Here is a 19,045-nt window from a genome sequence, read left to right on the forward strand (position 1 = left end):
TCAGGCGCGGGTGACCGGGAAGGCGATCACCTGCTCCAGCCGCTCAGCCTCCAGCGCCAGCATGATCAGCCGGTCGACGCCGAGTGCCACCCCGGCACAATCCGGCAGCCCGGCCTGCAGCGCCGCCAGCAGATATTCATCGATCGGCCTGGCGGCCAGGCCTCGTGCCAGCCGCTTGCGGTTGTCCTCCTCGAAACGGCGGCGCTGCTCGGCGGCGTCACTCAGTTCGTGAAAGCCGTTGGCCAGCTCGATACCGCGGAAATACACCTCGAACCGCTCCGCCACCCGCGCATCCTGCGGACTGATACGGGCCAGCGCCGCTTGGCTGGCGGGAAAGTCGAACACGAAACAGGGCGTCTGCCGGCCGATGCGCGGCTCCACCCCCAGGGCGAACAGCAGCTGCAGCAGGGTATCCCTGTCCTCTTCGATGGCGATGAGGTCGTCGGCGCCCAGCCCCCGCCCGGCCCGGCGCAGCTCATCGAGCGAGGCGGTCAGCGGGCAGGCCCCCAGGGTGTCGAGAAAGGCCTGCCGGTAGCTCAGCCGCTCGGGCGTGGCACAGCCCAGCACCAGCTGCAGCAGCGCCGCTATCTCCGCCATCAACTGGTGGTGATCGAAACCGGGCCGGTACCATTCCAGCATGGTGAATTCCGGATTATGCAGCCGGCCGGCTTCTTCGTTGCGATAGGATTTACAGATCTGGTAGATGGCACCGCTGCCCGCCGCCAGCAACCGCTTCATATGAAATTCGGGGGAGGTTTGCAGGTACAGATCGAGCCCCTCGGCCATGCCGGGGCCGACGAAACGGGTGACGAAATTATCCAGGTGCAGATCGGTCACCCCGGCCCGGGCCAGGGTGGGGGTATCCACTTCCAGTACGCCACGCTCGGCGAAGAAACGACGGATGCGCGCCAGCAGCTCGGCGCGTTTGGTGAGCGACGGCAGGGAGGCCGTCGGCTGCCAGGTAACAGGGCTCATGAGATCACCGAAAAAATGCGGATTCTACCCTTAATCCTGCCGCTTGCCAGCCTCCGGCGGGCCTTTCAGCTCCACCTGGTTGCCCTCCGGATCGAACAGGTACACCGAAGGCCCCTCGCCCTCGGCGCCGTAGCGCAATACCGGCTCCTCGCAGATCACCCCGGCCCGGCCCAGGTAGTCGCGCAGTGCCTCGGCATCGAAGGGAGAAATACGCAGGCAGAAGTGATCCATGTTGGCCTTGCACTGATCCGCCGCTTCGCCCTCGCCGCCCAAGGGGCCGCGGATGTCGACCATGTCGATCAGGCTGTTGCCGGCCCGCAACTGGTAGAGACCCACTTCGCCCAGTTCCCGTTCCAGCGTGCAGCCCAGCACCCGGCAGTAAAAGTCGAGCATCCGCTCCGGCTGCCTTATTCTCAGCACCAGATGATCGATACCCAGGATCTTGAACATCACCAGCCCCTCCCCGTCAGAATGTAAAAAGCATGGCGTAATTTCGAGCAAAATAAAAGGGCGCCGCGGCGCCCTCAATCATCCCGCCGTCGTCAGTCTTCGCCGAACAGCTGCTCGTCCCGCTTTACCGTGCCGCCGAAGGCGTACCAGGCGAACAGCAGCGCCATCACCAGGTAGCCCAGCACGTAGTCGGGGGCGGCATAAAAGCCGAGTTTGGGTGCGTGCATCAGCCCCACGAAGGAGAAGCCGGCGCTGCACAGGGCGAAGGCCATGGCCCGCCTGAAGGCGCCGTCGATCACGCAGACGGTGATGGCCCCCAGCATCATGGCGGTGAACATGGCGCCCTGGCCCAGGGGCACTATGCCGTCGGAAATGTTGCTGACCACCTCGCCGGCGGCGTTGTTGAAGCGGGTCATCACGTAGTTGGCGAAATAGGGCAGCATGGCCAGGGCCACCGCCGGATAGTATTTCCGGGCATTGGTCTGGAAGGCGGTGGACACCATAGACATGCCCACGAATACCAGGATGGGCGCCACCACCGCCACGGGGATCAGCGCCGAAATCACCGCGATCAGACCGAACATGGCCGCCAGCAGGTAGACCACGCCGTTGAGGATACTGTAGCCGCGGCCGGCCTTCATCCATTTGGCGCCGACGGTGGCGATATAGACCGTGGTCGGGAACAGGCCGCCGAACAGGGCGCCGAACATGGTGCCCACGCCGTCCACCGCCTGGCATTCGCGCACGTCATACCTGTCGCCGGCCGCCTCCATCGCCTCCACGTTGTTCATGGTCTCGATGGCGTTGTAGAGGGTGATGGGCAGCACCACCGTGAGGATGCCGATCATGGCGCCGAACAGGTAGCGCATGCCGTCGACGGCCGCCATGCTGGGCAGTACTGGGTAGAAGCCGAAGTGGGACAGGCCCTCGGCAATCTTGGCGCTGTCGCTCTCGCCAAGCAGATAGGCCAGCAGGGTACCGAACAGGATGGCGAACAGGGAGGCAGGCATGCGCAACGGCAACACCACCCGGCCGACGATGCCGATGATGATCACCGCCAGCACGAACAGGCCGACCACCGGCATCTCCAGGGTCTTGAACATCATCTCCCCGGCGATGAAGGTCAGCGCCACCCCGGCCACCGCCCCCAGCATGGCCGCCCGGGGCAGGTTGCGCTGCACCCAACGGCCGACCAGGCTAACCAATACCTCCAGCAGACCGCTGAGAAAGCAGGCACCCACCGCGATTTTCCAGGCCAGCTCGGGGTCGCCGGTCATGGTCTTGGCCGGCAGCAGCACCCCGAACAGGAACACGAACATCACCGGCGTGCTGATGCCGTAGGACAGGGCGGTCACGTCGGTACGCCGCTCCCGATGTGCCAGGCGGTTGGCGGTGTAGGCGTAGTAGACGTTGCCCACCAGCACCGCGACGGCCGCCCCGGGAATGACTTGACCGAACACGATCTCCCGGGGAAAGCCCATGCCCAGCATGGTAATGGTGATGATCACGAAGTTGGCGACATTGTTCTGGAACAGGGCGAAAAAGGCGTCGGTATCTTCTTTCTTGTACCAGGGATAGTGAAAGCGGGGCTCGGCCACTGCTGAATTCTCCTTTGATGATGGGAATGCCGGCATCGGTTCGGCGATGGGCAAACGATTGCGAGCGTCGCCGCCGTCTTCTGGGGACGGCTGGCAGCGGCCGATTATAGGCGAAAAACGACACCGGCAAAGCCATTCTGAACCAAAAAGTCAGTCTTTCAGGTCAGGAAAATCCAGGGGGGATTTATCTTCACCAAAAGATAAATGTTGAATTTTGGGTCAGGATGGTTGCAAAAAATATGACCCTGGCTAGAATGTTGAAAACCGGGGGCCTAAAAAACCCCCGGTTTTTTGTGCCTGTCACTTATCGAGGTAACACCATGCGTATCGAAGAAGACTTGAAACTGGGCTTTAGGGATGTGCTGTTTCGCCCCAAGCGTTCAACCCTCAACAGCCGCTCCCAGGTCGAGCTGAACCGGGAATTCACCTTTAAGCATTCAGGTCGCCACTGGTCCGGCGTGCCGGTGATCGCCGCCAACATGGACACCGTCGGCACCTTCGCCATGGCCCGGGCGCTGGCCCGCCACGATCTGCTGACGGCGGTACACAAGCATTACTCGGTCGAGCAGTGGCGGGCCTTCGTGGCGGAAACCGGTGCCGACCTGCTCGGGCAGGTGATCGTGTCCACCGGTACCTCCGACCAGGACTTCGAGAAGCTGCAGCAGATCCTGGCCCTGTCCGACCGGCTCGGCTTCATCTGCATCGACGTGGCCAACGGCTACAGCGAGCACTTCACCTCCTTCGTCAGCCGGGTGCGCAGCCAGTGCCCGGGCCACACCATCATCGCCGGCAACGTGGTCACCGGTGAAATGGTGGAGGAGCTGATCCTCTCCGGCGCCGACATCGTCAAGGTCGGCATAGGGCCCGGCTCGGTGTGCACCACCCGGGTCAAGACCGGGGTCGGCTATCCGCAGCTGTCCGCCATCATCGAGTGCGCCGACGCCGCCCACGGCCTGGGCGGCCAGATCATCGGCGACGGCGGCTGCACCGGCCCCGGTGACGTGGCCAAGGCCTTCGGCGGCGGCGCCGACTTCGTGATGCTGGGCGGCATGCTGGCGGCCCACAAGGAGTGCGGCGGCGAGGTCATCGAGCGGGACGGCAGGGCCTTCATGAAGTTCTACGGCATGAGCTCCTCCAGCGCCATGGAAAAGCACGCCGGCGGCGTGGCCAAATACCGGGCGGCCGAGGGCAAGACGGTGGAGCTGCCCTACCGCGGGCCGGTGGAGGAGACGGTGCAGGACATCCTCGGCGGCGTGCGCTCCACCTGTACCTATGTGGGCGCCCAGCGGCTGAAGGAGCTGACCAAGCGCACCACCTTCATCCGGGTGCGGGAGCAGGAAAACAACGTGTACGGCAAGGAATAAACAAAAACGGCGCCACCGGGCGCCGTTCTTACATCGGGGAATAACCGCTTACTTCACCCGGGACACGTACTCGCCGGAGCGGGTGTCGACCTTCAACACTTCGCCGATCTGGATGAACAGCGGCACCCGTACCACGGCGCCGGTGCTCAGGGTGGCGGGCTTGCCGCCGGTGCCGGCGGTGTCGCCCTTCAGACCTGGATCGGTTTCAATCACTTCCAGCTCCACGAAGTTGGGCGGGGTCACCGAAATGGGGGCGCCGTTCCACAGGGTCAGGATGCACACATCCTGCTCCTTCAGCCACTGCTTGGCGTCACCCACCGCCTTGTCGTCGGCGGCCAGCTGCTCGAAGGTGTCGTTGTTCATGAAATGGTAGAACTCGCCGTCGTTGTACAGGTAGGCCAGCTCCATGTCCATGACGTCGGCGGCTTCCACGGTGTCGCCGGACTTGAAGGTCTTCTCCAGTACCTTGCCGTTCAACAGACGGCGGATCTTGACCCGGTTGAAGGCCTGGCCCTTACCGGGTTTGACGAATTCGTTTTCGATAATGGCGCAAGGTTCGCCGTCCAGCATAATCTTTAGGCCGGAGCGGAATTCATTGGTACTATAAGAGGCCATTTTACCCTCGTGAATTTGACAGAGTTGCAGAAAATGCCGGCAATGATACCCCTAAACGGGGGCGATTTACATATTAACTGGCAAAAAGAACTTGCCCGCGCCTTCACCGCTCCCGACGCCCTGCTCGACTACCTGGGGATAGATCCCGAACCTTGGCGGCCAGGCTTTGGGGCCCGCCGGCTGTTCCCGATGCGGGTGCCCCGCCCGTTCGCCGACAAGATGCGTCCGGGCGACATTCACGACCCCCTGCTGCGCCAGGTGCTGCCCCTGGGCGAGGAGTTCGCCGAGGTGCCCGGTTTCGTCACCGATCCGCTCGACGAGCACGACAGCGCCCTGCCCGGGCTGCTGCACAAATACCGTTCCCGGGTGCTCCTGGTGCTGCGCGGGGGTTGCGCGGTGAACTGCCGCTACTGCTTCCGCCGCCATTTTCCCTACGCGGACAACAGCCCGGGACGGGAAGGCTGGCGCGAGGCACTGGACTACATCGCTGCTCATCCCGAAATCAACGAGGTGATCCTCTCCGGCGGCGATCCGCTGATGGCCAAGGATGAACAGCTCGCCACCCTGTTCGACGCCCTGGAGGCCATCCCCCATCTCCGGCGGCTGCGCATCCACAGCCGGCTGCCGGTGGTGATCCCGGCACGGCTGACCGCGGCCCTCAGGGCGCGCCTCGCCCGCAGCCGCCTGCAGGCGGTGCTGGTGCTGCATGTCAACCACGCCCACGAGGTGGACGACATCCTGGCCGACGCCCTGCAGGACTGGCGACGGGCTGGCATCACTCTGCTCAACCAGAGCGTGCTGCTGGCCGGGGTCAACGACGACGCCGACCGCCTGTGCCGGCTGTCGGAGCGGCTGTTCGAGGCCGGCGTACTGCCCTATTACCTGCATCAGCTCGACCAGGTGCAGGGCGCCGCCCACTTCGCCGTGGACGATGCCCGCGCCACCGCATTGATGGCCCAGTTGCTGGCCCGGTTGCCCGGTTTCCTGGTGCCCAGGCTGGTACGGGAGATCGGCGGCGAGTTGAGCAAGACCCCGTTAGACTTAGGCCTTGAACCCTGTTAAGGAACTGACATGCACGATTCCGTCACCGCAAAATTGCATGACACTTTGAGAGAGCTCTACCACCAGGCGATCGATGCCGACAAGAAGCTGGCCGAGCTGCGCAGTCGCGGCAAGGCCAAATTCAGCAGCGTGTTGCGCGAAGACAGCCAGTTCATCACCCATGCCGACCACTTCATGCCCTATGTGGCGGAACTGGCGGAAGAGCTGGAACTGCTGGAGATGGCCGGCGACGAGGAATATCAGGATCTGCTGGCGCGCATGGTGCGCAAGATCCGCTTGCTGGCGGAAACCCTGAACCAGTTCATGCGCTTGTCATAACGTCTTCCCGCCCCTCCGGCGACAGCGGGAGCTGCCGGTTCTTGTTTAGCCAGGCCGGCACGTCCAGGTCGCTCAGCGGCCGCCCGATGTAATCTCCCTGCACCAGCGCATCCTTGTCCATGCCGGCGAGGGCCGCCAACTGGCCGTGGCTGTCGATGCCACAGCAGATCAGGGGCCGCTGCAGTATGCGTCCCAGTGCAAACAGGGTTGCAAGCTGTTCCCGCGCCGCGCCCTGCTGCTCGATGCCGTTGCAGAAGGTCGCGTCGAGCTTCAGCCAGTTCACCGGCAACCGCAACAGGGTGCCCCAGGCCGCCCCGCCGTTGCCAAAGTCGGACAGCGCCATGCGCACCCCGTTCCGCTGCAGACTGCTCATGATGGCGAAGAAGTCATACGACTCTTTCGCGGCGAGCGGCTCGCCGATGTCCAGCACCAGGACATCGGGCCTGAGCCCGTATTCCCGCAACACGCCGGCCACCTCTTCATCCAGGCCGGGGCGAAACAGGGAGGCGGGCAGGTTCAGGCTGACAAATAGCTGGCGCTCACCGTATTCATGCCAGCCTTTCAGCTGCCGGCAACTGGCGTGCAGCAGCCAGCGAAACACCCGCTCCGACAGCTGGAACTGCTCGGTGACCCGCATCAGCTCCGCCGCCGAAATCACCCCGAAGCCCGGGTGGCGCCAGTGCAGCAGTGCCTGCAGCCCATGGCAGCTGCCGCTCTGCAGGCTGACCAGGGGCTGGAAGCGCACGCTCAGGCTGCCGCTCTCCAGGGCCGCGGGCAGGTCGCTCGCCAATCGCTGCTTGCGCGACATCTCTTTCAGCAGCGAGGGGTCGAAAATAACGTAGGGCAAGCGATCACGCTTGCACAACTCCAGCGCCAGTTCGCCCCGCGCCAGCAGATCCACCAGGTTGTCCGCATCCACCGGGTAGAGCACCAGCCCGATCACCGGCTCCATGTAAAAATCGTGCGCGTCAATAGACTCTTTCGGCGCTAGCACCTGCCGGAAACGGGACAGTTGCGCCCGCACCTCTTCGAGCTCCACCACCCCCTCGGCCACCACCACTATGCCTTCACCACCAAACTGGGCAATAAACTCGTGCTGCAGCAGGCTCTGCTGCAGCCGCTGGCTGAAGGCCTGTAACAGACGATCCGCGATTTCAAAACCGAAGCGGTGATGCAGGCGGGTAAACTCCTTCAGCTCCAGCACGGTCAGGCTGAACGGCGTACCCCGTTCGATAACAGGTATCAGGCGGCGCTGCAGGGCGTAACGGTTGGGGAGTCCGGTGAGCGGATCCCTGAACTGCTGGATCCGGTAGCGCAGCAGCTCACGCAGCAGCAGCAGCAGCAGGATGCCGGCGGTGATAAAGAGCCCGACGATCTGCACATAGAGGCGCTTGCCCAGCAGCCGGTAGGCCTGGTCGTACTCGGCATAGAACAGCACGTTGTTGTGCATGGTTGCGGTGACCGTCCGCGACAGCGGCTCCTGGTAGGGGCTCAGTTCGGCGAGGATCTGCTGATAGGCCGGCGAGCCGGGCTCCAGCCGCTGCACCAGCGGCTCCAGGCCGCGTACCCGGGCTTCAATCTGCTGGATCAGTCGCCACAGATCGGGACGCTCGCTGAGGGTATCCTTGAGCTGGCTGCTGAGCAATACCGGGGTCCGGCTCCACAGGATGTCATAGCGCAACAGCAACTCATCGTGGCGAATGCCCCCTGCGTGCAACAGCCTGACCGTATCCAGGAAGCGCCCCATCTCCAGTTGCAGCTGCATCAGCGACCAGGGCACTTCATAGGTTCTCTGCTCCAACAGAGTATTGTGTTCGCGGATTTTCACCAGGGTATGGGTGGCGCCAGTGCCGAACAACAGCATGGTGAGCAGCAGCATCACGGCCGTGGTGATCTTCAGCGGATGGACGCTGCCATACTGGCTCTGCTCCAGGCGACGGTTTAGCCGCTCTTTGATGCTCACATCGGCTCCGTATGGACCTTTATCTGCCTGAGCTGCCAGGTCATGAAGTGCAGAAAATCCGCCTGCTGCAGCTCGGGCACCTGGTCGAAGGGCAGCACCAGCCACAGGGGTCCCTTTTCCCTCCGGCTCATCACCCGGCCATTTTCCTGCCAGGCCAGTACCGGCTGGAACGGCGCCAGCTTCTGCCAGTCCACCGAGATGCTGTAGCCGTTCAGGGCTTCCAGGTAGAGGGTTTTTATCCTGGCATGGCCGAACAGCGACGACATCAGGGCCACCAGATCCGGGCCTCGGTAGGTATGTGGCTGCTGCCCCCAGGGATGGGAAGTGGTGATGACCCGCTGCGGCATCGCCTGCAGCTCCTTCAGGGTATAATCCAGTCGTTCATGCGGCTGCCCCTGCCACAGGATATTGCCGGACACCGTAAGTATCACCGGCTCCTCGGCCACCCCGCCCCGGGGAACCAGGGTCAGCAGGATCAGTATCAAGCCCACGAGTTTCATTACTGCACCTCCTTATGCCACCAGGCGGCTCAGGCTCCTGTCTTTCGGCGTCCGGCCAGCCCAGGCCGGGCAAAAAGGGACTCAATAAAGGCTTTATTATGTAAAAAACCATAATACAGAAATTGTCGCAACAACCTGAAGCTTAATTTGGTTGCAGGATAAAGAAACGCGAACTTTTTCATCGGCCATAAAAAATCCGGGCACGAAGGCCCGGATTAAGATCACTGGTCGGCAGACCAGGTGGTCGATGCGATTTACATCATGCCCCCCATGCCACCCATGCCGCCCATGTCCGGCATGGCCGGAGCGGCTTCCTTCGGCAGCTCGGTGACCATGGCTTCGGTGGTGATCATCAGACCAGCCACGGACGCGGCGAACTGCAGCGCGGAGCGGGTGACCTTGGTCGGATCCAGGATGCCCATTTCCAGCATGTCGCCGTAGCTGTCGTTGCCGGCGTTGTAGCCGTAGTTGCCTTCGCTGGCCTTGATCTTGGACACCACCACCGAGGCTTCTTCGCCGGCGTTGGTGACGATCTGGCGCAGCGGGGACTCCATGGCGCGCAGGGCAACCTTGATACCCACGTTCTGGTCTTCATTGTCACCGGTCAGGCCGGCCAGTTTGGCCGCCACGCGCACCAGGGCCACGCCACCGCCGGGCACCACGCCTTCTTCCACCGCGGCACGGGTCGCGTGCAGGGCGTCGTCGACGCGGGCTTTCTTCTCTTTCATTTCCATCTCGGTGGCGGCGCCCACCTTGATGACCGCAACACCACCGGCCAGCTTGGCCACGCGCTCCTGCAGCTTCTCTTTGTCGTAATCGGAAGAAGAGTCTTCGATCTGCTGGCGGATTTGCGCCACGCGGGCTTCAATCGCAGCCACTTCACCCACTCCATCAATAATGGTGGTGTTGTCCTTGGTGATCACGATGCGCTTGGCACGGCCCAGATCTTCCAGAGTGGCTTTCTCCAGCTCCAGACCCACTTCCTCGGAGATCACGGTGCCACCGGTGAGGATGGCAACATCCTGCAGCATGGCCTTGCGGCGGTCGCCGAAGCCCGGGGCCTTGACGCCGGCCACTTTCACGATGCCACGCATGTTGTTCACTACCAGGGTGGCCAGGGCTTCGCCTTCCACGTCCTCGGCCACGATCAGCAGCGGCTTGGATTGCTTGGCCACGCCTTCCAGCACTGGCAGCAGTTCGCGGATATTGGAGATTTTCTTGTCGACCAACAGGATGAAGGGGTCGTCCAGCTCGACGGTGCCGGTTTCCTGCTTGTTGATGAAGTAGGGAGACAGGTAGCCGCGGTCGAACTGCATGCCTTCCACCACGTCCAGTTCGTCCTGCAGGCCCTGGCCTTCTTCCACAGTGATGACACCGTCGGTGCCCACTTTTTCCATGGCTTCGGCGATCAGTGCGCCCACGGTTTCGTCGGAGTTGGCGGAGATGGTACCCACCTGGGCGATGGCGGTGGTGTCTTTACATTCAACGGACAGGTTTTTCAGCTCGGCCACCGCCTGGATCACGGCCTTGTCGATGCCGCGTTTCAGATCCATCGGGTTCATGCCGGCGGCGACCGCTTTCAGACCTTCGTTGACGATGGACTGGGCCAGCACGGTGGCGGTGGTAGTGCCGTCACCGGCTTCGTCGTTGGCCTTGGAGGCCACTTCCTTCACCATCTGGGCGCCCATGTTCTCGAACTTGTCTTCCAGCTCGATTTCCTTGGCCACGGACACGCCGTCCTTGGTGATGGTGGGGGCACCGAAGGACTTGTCCAATACCACGTTGCGGCCTTTCGGGCCCAGGGTCACTTTAACGGCGTCGGCCAGGATGTTCACACCCTTGAGCATTTTTACGCGGGCATCGTTACCAAATTTTACGTCTTTAGCTGCCATTGTTTATGTTCCTTTAAGCTGAATGAAAATTAGGCTTCGACGATAGCCAGGATGTCGTTCTCGGACAGGATCAGCACTTCCTGGCCGTCCAGCTTCTCGGTTTTAACACCAAAACCTTCGTTGAAAATGACCTTGTCACCCACCTTGACGGACATGGCCTTCACTTCACCGTTGTCCAGTACGCGGCCATTACCAACAGCCAGGACTTCGCCACGAGTGGATTTCTCGGCGGCAGAGCCGGTCAGAACAATACCGCCGGCAGATTTTGACTCGGCTTCAATACGTTTGATAATGACGCGATCGTGCAATGGACGAATGTTCATCGATAACTCTCCCAATGAGTGTTGTTACCTTAGTTGGATAAACGGCCCGGGGCCGCAAACTGTTCCGTTGACCTTCTATATGGGAGCGCTTTTCCCCCCTTCAAGGGCAAAACACAAAATTTTTTTAAATCTGCCCCGCCGGGGGCGTTATCATGGCCGCCGCGTCCCGGGCCCGGCCCACGCATCACCAAGGGATATTCTGTGGCACAACACCATTCACTGCTGACCGGCCCCATCGGCCCACAACTGGCCCGCATGACGGGCCCGATGGCGCTCGGCATCGTCGCCATACTGGCGTTCAACCTGGTCGATACCTTTTTCATCGGCATGCTGGGCACCGATGCCCTGGCCGCGATCAGCTTTACCTTTCCGGTCACCTTCGTGGTGACCTCGCTGGCCATGGGCCTGGGCGCCGGGCTCTCCGCCTGCCTGGGCCAGGCGCTGGGCGCCGGCCGGCAGCGTCAGGCCGCCCGGTTCACCAGCGACAGCCTGTTGCTGGCGGTGCTGCTGGTCAGCCTGCTGGCCCTGGCCGGGGCCGGCAGCATAGACCCCCTGTTCCGGGTCCTCGGTGCCGGTGACGCCCTACTGCCGCTGATCCACGATTACATGCTGATCTGGTACCTGACGGTGCCCATGCTGATCCTGCCGATGGTCGGCAACGCGGCGATCCGCGCCACCGGCGACACCCGCACCCCCAGCCTGGTGATGACGGTGGCCGGGCTGGTCAACGGCGTGCTGGATCCGCTATTGATCTTCGGCCTGGGCCCCTTCCCCGAACTGGGGATCCGCGGCGCCGCCATCGCCTCGGCCTGCTCCTGGCTGATCGCCATGCTGGTCGGCCTGCACCTGCTGCGTACCCGGGAGCGGCTGCTGATCTGGCGGCTGTCGCCGCTGCCTATCCTGCTGGATCACTGGCGGCAACTGCTGCAGGTGGCGATGCCCGCCGCCTTCACCAACATGCTCAACCCCATCGCCACCGCCCTGCTGATGATGGTGCTGGCGAAGCTGGGTCACGAGGTGGTGGCCGCCTATGGCGCCGCGTCGCGGGTGGAAGCCCTGGTGCTGATCGTGATGATGGCGCTGAGCTCGGTGCTGGCGCCCTTTATTTCCCAGAACGCCGGGGCCGGCCAGCATGAGCGCAGCCGCTGCGCCCTGCTGCTGGCCATGCGCTTCGCCCTACTGTTTCAGTTGCTGGTGTTTGCCCTGTTATGGTGGCTGGCGCCATGGATTGCCCTGCTGTTTACCGACAGCCCGGAAGTGGCCCGGCACCTGGAACTGTATCTGCGGCTGGTGCCGCTGGGCTACGGCCTGCAGGGCTGTTTCATGCTGCTGGCCTCGGCCCTGAACGGCTTGCGGGTCTCGGTGATCTCGCTGCTGCTGAACGGTTTCAGGCTGTTCGGCCTGCTGTTGCCGCTGGCCTGGCTGGGCGCCGGCTGGCAGGGGGAAACCGGGATCTTCACCGGCATACTGCTGGCCAACCTGCTGGCGGGCATGGTCGCCTGCCTCTTTGCCTGGCAGCGGTTTCCCTGGAAGATCAGGCACCCGCTGGCCTGACCGCGACGCTATCGGTCATCCTTCTTTTCGAACTCGCCGTCGAAGGTGGTGCCCTGCTTGTCCTGCAGCCGCTCGCCATGGCGGGATTCGTCCTGCCGGTAATGGTACTCGGCGGTAAAGGTGTGTCCCTTGTGGCCTCGCACATGGGCCCGGCTCAGGAAGCGTTCGACCAGGGCTTCCCTGACCGGTGGCAGCAGCAGCAGCAGGCCGCCCAGGTCCGACACGAAGCCCGGCAACAGCAGCAGCACCCCACTTATCGCCAGCATCATGCCCGACAGCATTTCCCGCGCCGGCGGCTCGCCCCGGTTGATCTTCTGCTGGGCCTCCATCAGGGTCCTGAGTCCCTGGATCCGCACCAGGCCCAGGCCCACCACGGCGGTCAGGATAATCAGTGCCAGGGTGCTCCAGGCGCCGATGGCCGCCCCCACCTGGATAAAGACGAAAATCTCCAGCAGGATGGCGCCGATAAACAACAACAGTACTTTGCCCACGGTTGACCTCATTTTGCGCCCATCAGGGCGTTGTTCCGGGTTAATCCACTAAAATGAGGGCAAATGCCATCATTTTCAAGCCACCGCTCACGGCGGCAACGCCCGGCCGGGTGATTTTCGCCGGCGCCGGGGCTATAGTGAAAGCGGCAGCCACCTTGATGCCGATGGGCTCACCGCCGCCGGGCAGGCCTGGATGACTCAGGTCAACATCTTTGGCCCGCGACGCCGTTATCATAGGGTGGCCAGGGACCTGTCGGCCCCCCTCTCTTCGCATGTGCCAGATGGATAAATGATGTTACGCCGCCTCTGTCTTGTTATTCTCTGTTTATGGCTGCCGCTGGCCCAGGCCGGCCTGCTCGAGCGCCTCGGCATCGGCGACGCCGCCCCGGCCCGGGACGAGTTCCTGCGGGTCGAGCAGGCTTTTGTCATCGACAGCCGCCGCCAGGGCGACCTGCTGCTCATCGATGCCACCATCGCTCCCGGCTATTACCTGTATCGCCACAGCATCGAGGTGCTACCCGAGCAAGTCCGCCTGGGAGAATGGACCCTGCCTCCGGGCACGCCGCACCAAGACGAATATTTCGGCCAGAGCCGGGTGTTTTACCGGCAGTTGCAGCTGCGCATCTCCCTGGAGCAGGTCTCGGATCAGAGCCGGGTGAGCTTCCGCTACCAGGGCTGTACCACCGGCCTCTGTTATCCGCCCCAGCGATTATCCCTGAACCTGCACGAGACCCGGGCCGACATGGCACAGCCGGCCGGAGATGGCGGCGCGACGGATACCAGTGCCCAGGGGCGCTTCGCCGCCGCCCTCGGGGCCCGGGGGCCCTGGCTCGGGGTCGGCCTGTTTTTCGCCCTGGGGCTGGGGCTGGCCTTTACCCCCTGCGTCTTTCCCATGTATCCGATTTTAACCGGCCTGATCGCCGGCGCCGGCAGGCTGAGCCCGCGCCGCTCGCTCTGGCTCGCCTTTGTTTATGTTCAGGGCATGGCCCTCACCTATACCCTGCTGGGGCTGGTGGTCGCCTCCGCCGGCCTCAGGGCCCAGGCCGCCCTGCAGCATCCGGCGGTGCTGGTTACCATGGCCGCCCTGTTCGGCGTGCTGGCCCTGTCGATGTTCGGGCTGTTCGAGCTGCGCCTGCCCGGAAGCTGGCAGAGCCGCCTGCACGAACTGGCCAACCGCCGGCGGGGCGGCTCGGCGCCGGGGGTGGCATTGATGGGCATGATCTCCGGCCTGGTCTGCTCCCCCTGCACCACGGCACCCCTGTCCGGCGCCCTGTTGTACGTGGCCCAGAGCGGCAATCTCTGGCTGGGCGGGCTGGCCCTCTATGCGCTGAGCCTGGGCATGGGGCTGCCCCTGTTGCTGCTGGCGGCCGGTAGCGGCCGGCTGTTGCCCAGGGCCGGCGCCTGGATGGAACAGGTCAAGGTGCTGTTCGGCTTCGGCCTGCTGGCGGTGGCCATCATCATGCTGGAACGGCTGCTCAGCCCCGAGCTGAGCCGCTGGCTGTGGCTGGCCCTCGCCATTGCCGGCACGGGTTATGTCGTCCGCCATGTCCGCCGCCGCCCGCCTTCGGCCCGGCGCGCCCTGGCGTCCTTCGTCCTGCTGTTTGCCGCCGGCTCCCTGCTGCTGGGCGGCTGGCAACAGTTCGGCGGCGCCGGCGAGCCGGATCCGGCAAAACCCGCCTTCATCCGGGTAAAAACCACGGCGGATCTGAACCGCCAGCTGCAACTGGCCCGGGAGCAGAACAAGGCGGTGATGCTGGACCTCTATGCCGACTGGTGCGTGGCCTGCAAGGACTTCGAGCAGAAGACCTTCCGCCAGCCGGAGGTCTCCCGGCGGCTGGCGCAGATGGTATTGCTGCAGGCCGACGTGACCGCCACCGATGCCGAGGATCTCGCCCTGCTGAACCGGCTCGGGGTACTGGGGCTGCCGACCCTGGTGTTCTACCACGGCGATGGCCAGGAACCCGCCGGCAGCCGTATCACCGGTTTTATGGCGGCCGCGCCCTTCGCCGAGCACCTGACCCGCCACCGCCTGGCCGACTGAATTATTCCAGCAGGTATTCGACGCTGGTCACCACCCGGACCTGCTTGATATCCGGGGTATAGCTGTCCAGATCCGTCACCGAGAAATAGCCCTGCTGGGCCGAGCGGATGCCCCCGACCTCCGCTTCGGCGTCCTTGGCAAACTGCTGGGCCGCTTCCCGGGCGTTGGCGGTGGCCTCGGCGATCATCTGTGGCTTGATGTCGTTCAGGCCGGTAAACACGTACTGGGTCTTATGCTCATAGCTCTGGGTCAGCAGCACCCCCTGGCTGACCAGCTCCGCCGTGGCCGGCTGGGTGCGCTTCACCCGCTCGACCTGGTTGCTGCGCACCAGCAGCACCGCGTCGGCCCGGTAGCGCTGGGGCGGACGCTGCTCACCAAACTGGTTGGCCCACAGATCCTGCACCACCGGGGCGGCGAAGCGCTGCTCCTGCGCCGTGAAACCAGCCTGGCCGAGAAAGGCGGTGATCTTGTTCTTGTCCGCATCGATGGCACGGTACAGCTCGGCCAGGCTGTCGGCGGACACCGAGAAGCTCAGCGGCCACAGCACCAGATCCGCCCGGACCTGCCGCTCGGCCAGTCCCTTGACCGCCACCACCCGCTCCGCCTGTTTCCACAGTTGCACCGCGTCCTTGAGGTAGCTGCCGCCCCACACCAGCCCGAGGGCGACAAGGCCGCCGAGCACCAGGGCCGGGCCGCTGTCATTTCTATTCATGGTCAACCCCGCTATGATCCCGTTTTATTATTATCGACCGACTGATTGTAATGGATGAAATCGCGACCGAACCGGGATCCGGCCCCAAAATCTGGTTTATTTACCTGCTGCGCTGCCGGGACGACAGCCTCTATGCCGGCATCAGCCTGGATCCCGAGCGCCGTTGCCGCGAGCACAACCGGCAGGCAGGCCGGGCCTCCCGTTATGTCTGGGCCCGTCGTCCGGCCCGACTGGTCTGGCAGCGCCCGGTGGCGGATCAATCCCAGGCCCTGCGCCTGGAGCTCAGGCTGAAACGGCTGCCCCGGACCCGCAAAGAACAGCTGTTGCGCCAACCCGAGTTCTGGCAGCGGCTGTTGGCCGCAGACACAAAAACGGCGCCCTGAGGCGCCGCTGACAACAACCCGGCCACATTATTCCTGCCCGGCCACCGCTTCCGCCTGGTCGTCGCGCTCTATATCCAGCAGCTCGACCTCGAAGATCAGCACCGCATTGCCGGGGATGGTACCGGCACCGGACTCGCCGTAGGCCAGCTCGGCGGGAATAACGAACTTGTACTTGGAGCCCACCGACATCAGCTGCACGCCTTCGGTCCAACCCGGGATCACCTGATTGAGCGGGAAACTCGCCGGCTCGCCACGCTCGACGGAGCTGTCGAACTGGGTGCCGTCCACCAGGGTACCGGTGTAGTGCACCGTCACCACGTCTTCCGCCGCCGGCTTGTCACCCTCGGCCGGGGTCAGCACTTCATACTGCAGCCCCGATTCAGTCACTTCGACGCCGTCGCGCTTGGCATTCTCTTCCAGGAAGGTCTTGCCCTCTTCCAGGGTGACCGCCGCCTGCTCTTTCGCCTGGGTCTCGATCAGACCGTTGATGTGCTCGTCGTAGGCCATCAGCGCGCTCTGCACTTCCTCGTCGCTCATCTGGCCGCCATCGGTAAAGCCGTCTTTCACCCCTTGCAGTATGATGTCGTTGTTCAGGGTGACGCCCAGCTCCTGCTGTTTCTCCAGGGTGGAGCCGATGTAGCGTCCCATGGACAGGCCGATGGCATACGCCGACTTGTCCTCGAAACTGGTCAGTTCCGGCGCCGCTTCGACCGCCGGGGCGGGCGCCGTCGCCTGCTCTTCCTTACAACCACTCAGGCCCACCAGCACCGCGGAGGCCAGCAAGCTGACTTGCAACAGTTTTTTCATTATTAACTCCAGATCAGGGGAAAAACCCCATGGAAAATGAGATGCTTAACACTCGGAACCTATACTAACGTCTCCACTTGCCGATGCGAAAGCCCAAGCGAACAAAAATGCCGAACTCCCTGCTGTCAACAGCGTTGTGCGTCACATTACTGCTGCTGAGCGGGTGCGATGCCGGCCCCCGTCCGTTCGGCCAGAGCCGCTACGCCGAAGGCACGGTGTTGGCCGCCGACACCAGTGCCGACGGCCGCTTTACCCTGATATCCACCGGGCCGAGCCCGGTCCAGGTATGGCAGCGTGGCGATGCCGAGCCGCTCTACCACTGGTACCAGGGCGAGTCGCAGCAGGATATCGTGCTGCTGGCCACCTCGCCGGACGGCCAGGCCGCCGCCACCGCCACCGAAGACACCCTGGCGCTCTGGTCCCTGGCCACCGGCCGCAACCGGGGTTTCTACCGGCTCAACCATCCCCTGCGCGCCCTGGCCATCGCCGACCGGGGCCGGGCCGTGCTGCTCGGCTACCACAACGGGGAAGCGGAATTCGTGGATCTGACCAGCGGCCGCCGGCTGTTGTTCATGGGCCACCGGGACCGCATCAACTCGGTCGACCTCTCTGCCGATGGCCGCCTGGCCCTGACGGGCAGCCACGACGGCGAAGCCATCCTCTGGCAAACCGGGGATGCGGCCATCCTGGCCCGCCTGCCCCATGCGCACAGCGTCAGCCTGGTCCGGCTGGACGAGGAAGGGCGCCGGGCCTTCAGCGCCGATGCCCAGGGCGGCGGCCAGCTCTGGCGGCTGCCCTCCGGCGAGCCGCTGGCGGCCCTGCAGGTGCCCGGGCGCGGCCAGACCTTCATCAGCGCCCGCTTCGATCCGGAGCAGGATCGGCTGCTGACCGGCGGCACCGCGCGCCGGCTGCAGCTGTGGCAACTGGACGACGGCCGGCTGCTCGACAGCCTGCAGGTCGGGCTGCATACCCGGCTCAGGCCCGCCAGTGCCATGGTATACGGGGTGGCCTTCGTCAATCCGCAACAGATTTACAGCATCAGCTCCGCCGGCCTGGGTGAAACCTGGGCCCTCAGTCAAAGAGAATCACGCCATGAATGAAGACCTGCTCCACCGCCTCGAACAGCTGGAAACCCGGCTGGCCTTCCAGGATGACACCATCGAACAGCTGAACCAGGAAATCACCGCCCAGGGCAACGAAATTGTCCGGCTCAAGACCCAGCTCAGCCTGATGGTCAAGAAATTCAAGGAGCTGCAACCCGGCCAACTGGCCAGCCAAGCGGAGGAAACCCCGCCGCCCCACTACTGAAAGGAAAAAAGTGGAAAGCAAAAAAGGCGCCGAAGCGCCTTTTTTAATGCATGCTCATGGCTCAGTGGTGGTGGCCGCAGCAGCCGCCCTCGTGATCGTGATCATGGCCGTGCTCGCCGTGCACATGGCCGTGCGCCAGCTCTTCCTCGGTGGCGGCGCGCACTTCGCGCACCACGCCCTTGAAGGCCAGGGTCATGCCCGCCAGCGGGTGGTTGCCGTCGACTTTCACGTACTCTTCCGCTACCTCGATGATGGTCACCGGGCGATGGCCATCATCGGTTTCGGCCACGAAGGTGTCGCCTTCGGCCACTTCCATGCCGTCGAACAGCTCGCCGGGCACCGACTGCACCAGGCTGCTGTCGTACTCGCCGTAGGCCTGCTCCGGCGCCAGGGTCACCTCGAAGTCTTCACCGGCCACCTTGTCGTCCAGCACCGCTTCCAGCCCGGCCACCAGGTAACCGGTGCCGTGCAGGTATTGCAGCGGTTGCTTGCCCTCGGTGGAGTCGAGAACTTCGCCGTTGGCGTTGGAAACGGTGAAATCCAGCGTTACCACGGTGTTTTGGGATACTTTCATGGGATAGGCCCTGCTCGTGAATTTGGGGCATAGCATACATGATGGCCGGGCCGGATGAAACGTGGCGCCAGGGAGAAAGCGGGGGCACAGCGGAAAATAAAGATGGCCCCGAAGG

At 63.7% G+C, this 19,045-nt stretch carries 20 protein-coding genes; 8 read left to right on the forward strand and 12 right to left on the reverse strand.

Translation table 11 applies throughout. The features are described 5' to 3' along the window. From epmA to C7H85_RS14730, 3 genes are all read right to left on the reverse strand, one after another. Nucleotides 1-975 (reverse strand): elongation factor P--(R)-beta-lysine ligase, encoded by a 975-nt coding sequence (gene epmA, locus C7H85_RS14720; protein ID WP_106730457.1) that lies wholly within the window; start codon nt 973-975, stop codon nt 1-3. A gap of 30 nt (nt 976-1,005) precedes the next feature. After that, on the reverse strand, nt 1,006-1,425 hold the full coding sequence (locus C7H85_RS14725) for a VOC family protein (RefSeq protein WP_106730458.1): 420 nt from the start codon (nt 1,423-1,425) through the stop codon (nt 1,006-1,008). 92 nt (nt 1,426-1,517) lie between these two features. After that, complete coding sequence (locus C7H85_RS14730) at nt 1,518-3,023, reverse strand: uracil permease (protein ID WP_106730459.1); 1,506 nt, start codon at nt 3,021-3,023, stop codon at nt 1,518-1,520. A gap of 320 nt (nt 3,024-3,343) precedes the next feature. Between C7H85_RS14730 and C7H85_RS14735 the strand changes: the two genes are divergently transcribed. Then, nucleotides 3,344-4,387: a GMP reductase gene (locus tag C7H85_RS14735; RefSeq protein WP_106730460.1), complete on the forward strand. Its 1,044-nt coding sequence runs from the start codon at nt 3,344-3,346 to the stop codon at nt 4,385-4,387. A 48-nt stretch (nt 4,388-4,435) separates the two neighbouring features. Here C7H85_RS14735 and efp read toward each other — a convergent pair whose 3' ends face one another. After that, nucleotides 4,436-5,002, reverse strand: coding sequence for an elongation factor P (gene efp, locus C7H85_RS14740; protein ID WP_106730461.1), 567 nt, complete (start codon nt 5,000-5,002; stop codon nt 4,436-4,438). Between the two features lie 42 nt (nt 5,003-5,044). On the opposite strand from efp, the gene epmB reads away from it, so the two are divergent. Further along, on the forward strand, nt 5,045-6,064 hold the full coding sequence (epmB, locus tag C7H85_RS14745) for an EF-P beta-lysylation protein EpmB (protein WP_210433668.1): 1,020 nt from the start codon (nt 5,045-5,047) through the stop codon (nt 6,062-6,064). 9 nt (nt 6,065-6,073) lie between these two features. Beyond that, nucleotides 6,074-6,382 carry a hypothetical protein gene (locus C7H85_RS14750; protein WP_106730463.1) on the forward strand — a complete coding sequence of 103 codons (309 nt, stop codon included), beginning with the start codon at nt 6,074-6,076 and terminating at the stop codon, nt 6,380-6,382. On the opposite strand, the gene C7H85_RS14755 is transcribed toward C7H85_RS14750, so the two are convergent. From C7H85_RS14755 to C7H85_RS14770, 4 genes are all read right to left on the reverse strand, one after another. Then, the gene (locus C7H85_RS14755; RefSeq protein ID WP_245879680.1) at nt 6,366-8,345 is read right to left on the reverse strand and encodes a GGDEF and EAL domain-containing protein; all 1,980 of its coding nucleotides are present in this window, start codon (nt 8,343-8,345) and stop codon (nt 6,366-6,368) included. The genes C7H85_RS14750 and C7H85_RS14755 overlap by 17 nt on opposite strands. After that, nucleotides 8,342-8,845: a putative pterin-binding protein gene (locus C7H85_RS14760; RefSeq protein ID WP_106730464.1), complete on the reverse strand. Its 504-nt coding sequence runs from the start codon at nt 8,843-8,845 to the stop codon at nt 8,342-8,344. Before C7H85_RS14760 ends, C7H85_RS14755 begins: the two co-directional genes overlap by 4 nt. Nucleotides 8,846-9,099: 254 nt before the next feature. Further along, entirely contained in the window at nt 9,100-10,737 is a 1,638-nt protein-coding gene (groL, locus tag C7H85_RS14765) for a chaperonin GroEL (RefSeq protein WP_106730465.1), read from the reverse strand. A gap of 29 nt (nt 10,738-10,766) precedes the next feature. Continuing rightward, nucleotides 10,767-11,060 carry a co-chaperone GroES gene (locus tag C7H85_RS14770; protein WP_106730466.1) on the reverse strand — a complete coding sequence of 98 codons (294 nt, stop codon included), beginning with the start codon at nt 11,058-11,060 and terminating at the stop codon, nt 10,767-10,769. Between the two features lie 201 nt (nt 11,061-11,261). Between C7H85_RS14770 and C7H85_RS14775 the strand changes: the two genes are divergently transcribed. Then, nucleotides 11,262-12,614, forward strand: a complete 1,353-nt coding sequence (locus tag C7H85_RS14775; RefSeq protein WP_483887917.1) for an MATE family efflux transporter — start codon at nt 11,262-11,264, stop codon at nt 12,612-12,614. Between the two features lie 8 nt (nt 12,615-12,622). On the opposite strand, the gene C7H85_RS14780 is transcribed toward C7H85_RS14775, so the two are convergent. Next, nucleotides 12,623-13,105 (reverse strand): FxsA family protein, encoded by a 483-nt coding sequence (locus tag C7H85_RS14780; RefSeq protein WP_245879681.1) that lies wholly within the window; start codon nt 13,103-13,105, stop codon nt 12,623-12,625. 289 nt (nt 13,106-13,394) lie between these two features. On the opposite strand from C7H85_RS14780, the gene C7H85_RS14790 reads away from it, so the two are divergent. Next, nucleotides 13,395-15,146, forward strand: coding sequence for a protein-disulfide reductase DsbD (locus C7H85_RS14790; protein ID WP_106730469.1), 1,752 nt, complete (start codon nt 13,395-13,397; stop codon nt 15,144-15,146). Between the two features lies 1 nt (nt 15,147). Here C7H85_RS14790 and C7H85_RS14795 read toward each other — a convergent pair whose 3' ends face one another. After that, the gene (locus tag C7H85_RS14795) at nt 15,148-15,858 is read right to left on the reverse strand and encodes an SIMPL domain-containing protein (RefSeq protein ID WP_106730470.1); all 711 of its coding nucleotides are present in this window, start codon (nt 15,856-15,858) and stop codon (nt 15,148-15,150) included. Between the two features lie 50 nt (nt 15,859-15,908). Between C7H85_RS14795 and C7H85_RS14800 the strand changes: the two genes are divergently transcribed. Next, on the forward strand, nt 15,909-16,241 hold the full coding sequence (locus C7H85_RS14800) for a GIY-YIG nuclease family protein (RefSeq protein WP_106730471.1): 333 nt from the start codon (nt 15,909-15,911) through the stop codon (nt 16,239-16,241). A 27-nt stretch (nt 16,242-16,268) separates the two neighbouring features. Here C7H85_RS14800 and fkpA read toward each other — a convergent pair whose 3' ends face one another. Beyond that, nucleotides 16,269-17,048 (reverse strand): FKBP-type peptidyl-prolyl cis-trans isomerase, encoded by a 780-nt coding sequence (fkpA, locus tag C7H85_RS14805; RefSeq protein WP_106730472.1) that lies wholly within the window; start codon nt 17,046-17,048, stop codon nt 16,269-16,271. Between the two features lie 107 nt (nt 17,049-17,155). Here fkpA and C7H85_RS14810 point away from each other — a divergent pair, with 107 nt between their 5' ends. Next, nucleotides 17,156-18,148, forward strand: coding sequence for a WD40 repeat domain-containing protein (locus C7H85_RS14810; protein WP_245879682.1), 993 nt, complete (start codon nt 17,156-17,158; stop codon nt 18,146-18,148). Continuing rightward, nucleotides 18,141-18,356 carry a SlyX family protein gene (locus C7H85_RS14815; protein ID WP_106730473.1) on the forward strand — a complete coding sequence of 72 codons (216 nt, stop codon included), beginning with the start codon at nt 18,141-18,143 and terminating at the stop codon, nt 18,354-18,356. Before C7H85_RS14810 ends, C7H85_RS14815 begins: the two co-directional genes overlap by 8 nt. A gap of 61 nt (nt 18,357-18,417) precedes the next feature. On the opposite strand, the gene C7H85_RS14820 is transcribed toward C7H85_RS14815, so the two are convergent. After that, nucleotides 18,418-18,930 carry an FKBP-type peptidyl-prolyl cis-trans isomerase gene (locus C7H85_RS14820; RefSeq protein ID WP_106730474.1) on the reverse strand — a complete coding sequence of 171 codons (513 nt, stop codon included), beginning with the start codon at nt 18,928-18,930 and terminating at the stop codon, nt 18,418-18,420. Nucleotides 18,931-19,045 lie beyond the last annotated feature (115 nt).

Source organism: Zobellella endophytica, from assembly GCF_003012775.1.
GTDB classification, from domain to species: Bacteria; Pseudomonadota; Gammaproteobacteria; order Enterobacterales; family Aeromonadaceae; genus Oceanimonas; species Oceanimonas endophytica.

Bases quoted from the DNA above. Each gene is read 5' to 3' on its own strand.
- C7H85_RS14735 (WP_106730460.1), top strand. From the start codon at position 3,344: ATGCGTATCGAAGAAGACTTGAAACTGGGCTTTAGGGATGTGCTGTTT.
- fkpA (WP_106730472.1), bottom strand. From the start codon at position 17,048: ATGAAAAAACTGTTGCAAGTCAGCTTGCTGGCCTCCGCGGTGCTGGTG.
- C7H85_RS14810 (WP_245879682.1), top strand. From the start codon at position 17,156: ATGCCGAACTCCCTGCTGTCAACAGCGTTGTGCGTCACATTACTGCTG.
- C7H85_RS14800 (WP_106730471.1), top strand. From the start codon at position 15,909: ATGGATGAAATCGCGACCGAACCGGGATCCGGCCCCAAAATCTGGTTT.
- C7H85_RS14750 (WP_106730463.1), top strand. From the start codon at position 6,074: ATGCACGATTCCGTCACCGCAAAATTGCATGACACTTTGAGAGAGCTC.
- C7H85_RS14815 (WP_106730473.1), top strand. From the start codon at position 18,141: ATGAATGAAGACCTGCTCCACCGCCTCGAACAGCTGGAAACCCGGCTG.
- C7H85_RS14820 (WP_106730474.1), bottom strand. From the start codon at position 18,930: ATGAAAGTATCCCAAAACACCGTGGTAACGCTGGATTTCACCGTTTCC.
- C7H85_RS14790 (WP_106730469.1), top strand. From the start codon at position 13,395: ATGATGTTACGCCGCCTCTGTCTTGTTATTCTCTGTTTATGGCTGCCG.
- groL (WP_106730465.1), bottom strand. From the start codon at position 10,737: ATGGCAGCTAAAGACGTAAAATTTGGTAACGATGCCCGCGTAAAAATG.
- epmB (WP_210433668.1), top strand. From the start codon at position 5,045: ATGATACCCCTAAACGGGGGCGATTTACATATTAACTGGCAAAAAGAA.
- C7H85_RS14770 (WP_106730466.1), bottom strand. From the start codon at position 11,060: ATGAACATTCGTCCATTGCACGATCGCGTCATTATCAAACGTATTGAA.
- C7H85_RS14760 (WP_106730464.1), bottom strand. From the start codon at position 8,845: ATGAAACTCGTGGGCTTGATACTGATCCTGCTGACCCTGGTTCCCCGG.
- C7H85_RS14795 (WP_106730470.1), bottom strand. From the start codon at position 15,858: ATGAATAGAAATGACAGCGGCCCGGCCCTGGTGCTCGGCGGCCTTGTC.
- C7H85_RS14725 (WP_106730458.1), bottom strand. From the start codon at position 1,425: ATGTTCAAGATCCTGGGTATCGATCATCTGGTGCTGAGAATAAGGCAG.
- efp (WP_106730461.1), bottom strand. From the start codon at position 5,002: ATGGCCTCTTATAGTACCAATGAATTCCGCTCCGGCCTAAAGATTATG.
- epmA (WP_106730457.1), bottom strand. From the start codon at position 975: ATGAGCCCTGTTACCTGGCAGCCGACGGCCTCCCTGCCGTCGCTCACC.